Below are 577 nucleotides of genomic sequence, written 5' to 3' on the forward strand. Positions count from 1 at the left end.
CCAACGCGACAAATTCAACCTCTGAAATGGGGGTATTGGGCGCTGGTAATTCGCTGCCGTAAAAGGCGACAAGATTCTCATCATTGACGAGCTCCAACTTTTGCTGAAACTTGGTTGGCCATTGAATCGCAGGCTTTTGAAATAGCTTTTTGATCATGCCAAACCTCACTTAAAGCTCTTATTTGCTTGATAACGGAACTTAAGGAAGTTCTGCCCATTGCTGAGAATTTGGAAGGCATCTTTCAAATTACGGCGTTCAAAATCGGAGAGGTTTTCTGGCTCGATGTTGTTATCTGGCTCAATTCCGAGTTCAACATCGGTCGCTTGATGGCGAATTCGTACCATAGAGATGAATTCTAACGCGTCTTTTAAGTCCTGAGCTCGACCTTTTGGCAAGATGCCTGCGTCAATAATGTCGTCGAGACGTTCAAACGAGTTTTGTGCACGAGAGCCCACTGCCAAGGCATGCACACGAATCAGATCAACCAGCGGCGCGGTGCCACGACGTTTTAGGTTGATCGAGTTTTTGTGCTGGCCGTCTTTTTCCATCACAAAATCTTTGAAGAAGCCTAATGGC

Annotated in this window: 1 protein-coding gene and 1 pseudogene; both read right to left on the reverse strand. The window is 46.1% G+C overall.

The window, feature by feature from the left end:
- Nucleotides 1–157, reverse strand: a pseudogene (locus R7190_RS29345) (3'-5' exonuclease); the annotation flags it as partial.
- Nucleotides 158–165: 8 nt separating this feature from the next.
- Nucleotides 166–577 (reverse strand): putative nucleotidyltransferase substrate binding domain-containing protein (locus R7190_RS29350; RefSeq protein WP_318138135.1); only part of this gene is annotated, 412 nt, incomplete at its 5' end.

The sequence above is a fragment of the Vibrio sp. 1078-1 genome, assembly GCF_033340475.1.